This window comes from Intrasporangium chromatireducens Q5-1 (assembly GCF_000576575.1).
Classification (GTDB): Bacteria; Actinomycetota; Actinomycetes; order Actinomycetales; family Dermatophilaceae; genus Intrasporangium_A; species Intrasporangium_A chromatireducens.
Map to the genome: position 1 here is coordinate 1 of NZ_AWQS01000331.1, position 3,400 is coordinate 3,400.

The following is a 3,400-nucleotide window of genomic DNA, read 5'->3' on the forward strand; positions in this document are numbered from 1 at the left end:
GGTCGGCCCGCATCCTCCCCGCGGACCGACCCCCGGGACCTTCGGACCGCGTCCGGACCAGCGCTGTGCGGTGGCCCTCAGTAGTAGCCCTTCTCGCCGTCGACCAGCTCCCGGATGAGGTCGAGGTGGCCGGCGTGCCGGGCCGTCTCCTCGAGCATGTGGTGCAGCATCCACCGCAGCGTTGCGCCGCCCGAGGGCCAGGCCGACTGCTGGCCCACGTCGTCGAGTGAGTGCGCGGCGATGATCTCGTTCGAGCGGTCGCAGGCTTGCTCGTAGTCGGCGAGCAGCTGGTCGAGCGGCACCTCGTCGACCTGCCAGTCGAGGTCGAGCTCCGCACCGTTCTCGCCCTCCTCGAACTGCGGCCGCCCGATCGGGTCGGCGCCGAGGAAGGCGACCTCGAACCACGTGTCCTCCGTCCAGCGCAGGTGCGACAGGATCCCGCCCACCGTCATGAGGGGCGAGGTCGGGATGACCGACCGGTGCGCCTCCTCGTCCGTCAGTCCCTCGCACTTCCAGCGGACGATCTCGCGCTGCAGGTCGAGCCACCCCACGAGCTGGGTGCGCTCGTCGGCGACGAAGGGCGGGCGGCGACGCATCGACTCGGTCATGACCGCACTCTGCCAGTCCATAGGCCCCAGATGAGGGAGTGCCAGCACACCGACATACCCGCCCGTGCGAAACGGGCGGCCCCCCGAAGGGGACCGCCCGTCACAAGCTGCGGGAGCGTGGCGCTGGGCTCAGAAGCCCATGCCGCCCATGCCGCCCATGTCGTCGCCACCCGGCATGGCCGGGGCGGCCTTCTCCGGCTTGTCGGCGATGACGGCCTCGGTCGTGAGGAAGAGCGCGGCGATCGACGCGGCGTTCTGCAGCGCCGAGCGGGTCACCTTGACCGGGTCGATGATGCCGGCGGCCAGCAGGTCCCCGTACTCACCCGTCGCGGCGTTGAGGCCCTGGCCGGACTCGAGCCCGCGGACCTTCTCCGCCACAACGCCACCCTCGAGACCGGCGTTGATCGCGATCTGCTTGAGCGGGGCCTCCATGGCGACGCGCACGATGTTGGCACCGGTCGCCTCGTCACCGTCGAGCTCGACCTTGTCGAGGACCTTGGCGGCCTGGATGAGGGCGACGCCACCACCGGCGACGATGCCCTCCTCGACGGCGGCCTTCGCGTTGCGAACGGCGTCCTCGATGCGGTGCTTGCGCTCCTTGAGCTCGACCTCGGTCGCCGCGCCCGCCTTGATGACGGCGACGCCGCCGGCGAGCTTGGCGAGGCGCTCCTGGAGCTTCTCGCGGTCGTAGTCGGAGTCGGAGTTCTCGATCTCGGCCTTGATCTGGTTGATCCGGCCCTCGATCGCGGAACGGTCCTGCGCGTCCTCGACGATGGTCGTCTCGTCCTTCGTCACGACGACCTTGCGAGCCTTGCCGAGCAGGTCGAGGGTCGCGTTCTCGAGCTTGAGGCCGACCTCCTCGGAGATGACCTGGCCACCGGTGAGGATCGCGATGTCGCCGAGCATCGCCTTGCGACGGTCACCGAAGCCCGGAGCCTTGACGGCGACGGACTTGAAGATGCCACGGATCTTGTTGACGACGAGCGTCGCGAGGGCCTCACCCTCGACGTCCTCGGCGATGATGAGCAGCGGCTTGCCGGACTGCATGACCTTCTCGAGGAGGGGCAGCAGGTCCTTGATGTTGCCGATCTTGGAGTTGGCGACGAGGACGTAGGCGTCGTCGAGGACCGTCTCCATGCGCTCGGTGTCGGTGACGAAGTAGGCCGAGATGTAGCCCTTGTCGAAGCGCATGCCCTCGGTCATCTCCAGCTCGAGGCCCATGGTGTTGGAGTCCTCGACGGTGATGACGCCTTCCTTACCGACCTTGTCCATCGCCTCGGCGATGAGCTGGCCGATCTCCTCGTCCGCCGCGGAGATGCTCGCGGTCGAGGCGATCTGCTCCTTGGTCTCGATCTCCTTGGCGGAGTCGAGCAGCGCGGTCGTCACGGCGTCGACGGCCTTCTCGATGCCGCGCTTGAGCGCCATCGGGTTGGCACCGGCGGCAACGTTGCGCAGGCCCTCCTTGACCATGGCCTGGGCAAGGACGGTGGCCGTCGTCGTGCCGTCACCGGCGACGTCGTCGGTCTTCTTGGCAACTTCCTTGACGAGCTCGGCGCCGATCTTCTCGTACGGGTCGTCGAGCTCGATCTCCTTGGCGATGGAGACGCCGTCGTTGGTGATCGTGGGGGCTCCCCACTTCTTCTCCAGCACGACGTTGCGGCCCTTGGGGCCGAGCGTCACCTTGACGGCGTCGGCGAGGGTGTTCATGCCCCGCTCGAGGCCGCGGCGCGCCTCTTCATCAAAAGCGATGGTCTTGGCCATTCGGTGGTTCCTCCACGCGAATCGAAAGGTGGGTGGTCCGCGTGTCGCCCGCGACGGACGGGGCCGGCCCTCACAGCTCACGTCGCTGCGAGCACCAACCCCTCGGCACACGGCCCGGTTCTGTCACTCCTGCACTCGGAGTGCTAACGCCATTATTGGCACTCTCACCCCGAGAGTGCAAACACATGGGTATGCCGCTGAGCCGCCTTCCAGCCCCCGGTGGCCTGCCGCACGACCGCGGTTCGCCCTCCTCCGGTCACGAGCGGGAGGTCAGGCGATGGCGGCGCGGAGGCGAGCGGCATACGACGCGGCTTCCGCGGCGTCGGTGTACTTGGTCCGCGGCCAGAAGAAGCCGCGCAGCCCGTCGCCCTTGGTGCGCGGCACGACGTGGACGTGCAGGTGTGGCACCGACTGGCTCACGACGTTGTTGACGGCCACGAAGCTGCCCTGGGCGCCGAGGCCCCTCACGACCGCTCCGGCGACACGCTGGGCGGCCTCGACAAGGCCGGCGTGCAGCTCGGCCGGCAGGTCGAGCAGGGTCGGGACGTGCTGACGTGGGACGACGAGCGTGTGCCCCTTGAAGACCGGCCGCTGGTCGAGGAAGCCGACGTAGTCGGGCTCGTCGAGCACGAGGTTGGTCGAGACCTCACCGGCGACGATCGAGCAGAAGGCGCAGTCCACACCGGCCACCCTGCCACGGGTCGCAGCACGACGCGGACGGTCGGTCCAGCTGGTCGGCGTGGGCCCGCTCCAGTCAGAGGCAGATCCAGACGATGACGAGGCGGCACCCACGGGTGGTGCTCGGTGACGACGTGGCCGTGGGCGTCGGGGACGACGGCGCCGTGGAGGTGCTCGACGTGGAGGTGGCCGGCGGGCGAGGGGTGCCGGTGGAGGCAGCCGTCGTCGCCGGGGCCGGCCGTGGGGTGCCCGGCTGCGTGCCGCGCCCCGCCACGGTGGATGGGTCCGCGGACCGGCCGAGCGGCTCGGGCGGTGGCGCACCGGCGGCCAGCGGCGCGCCCGACGGGCTCGAT

Annotated in this window: 4 protein-coding genes; 1 reads left to right on the forward strand and 3 read right to left on the reverse strand. The window is 69.7% G+C overall.

Features of this window, described 5'->3' with window-relative positions; genetic code table 11:
- Positions 1-77: 77 nt before the first annotated feature.
- The 3 genes from N864_RS20450 to N864_RS20460 form a co-directional block, all read right to left on the reverse strand.
- A complete protein-coding gene (locus N864_RS20450; RefSeq protein ID WP_034721743.1) occupies positions 78-608 on the reverse strand; it encodes a DinB family protein in 531 nt (176 codons plus the stop codon).
- A 129-nt stretch (positions 609-737) separates the two neighbouring features.
- Positions 738-2,369 carry a chaperonin GroEL gene (gene groL / locus N864_RS20455; RefSeq protein WP_034721738.1) on the reverse strand — a complete coding sequence of 544 codons (1,632 nt, stop codon included), beginning with the start codon at positions 2,367-2,369 and terminating at the stop codon, positions 738-740.
- A 270-nt stretch (positions 2,370-2,639) separates the two neighbouring features.
- Complete coding sequence (locus N864_RS20460; RefSeq protein ID WP_205621018.1) at positions 2,640-3,050, reverse strand: HIT family protein; 411 nt, start codon at positions 3,048-3,050, stop codon at positions 2,640-2,642.
- 92 nt (positions 3,051-3,142) lie between these two features.
- On the opposite strand from N864_RS20460, the gene N864_RS20465 reads away from it, so the two are divergent.
- The coding region (locus tag N864_RS20465) for a hypothetical protein (protein ID WP_420805226.1) at positions 3,143-3,400 on the forward strand (258 nt) is incomplete at its 3' end.

Excerpts from the sequence above, each read along its gene's own strand:
- N864_RS20450 (WP_034721743.1), bottom strand. The coding sequence starts at position 608 with ATGACCGAGTCGATGCGTCGCCGCCCGCCCTTCGTCGCCGACGAGCGC.
- groL (WP_034721738.1), bottom strand. The coding sequence starts at position 2,369 with ATGGCCAAGACCATCGCTTTTGATGAAGAGGCGCGCCGCGGCCTCGAG.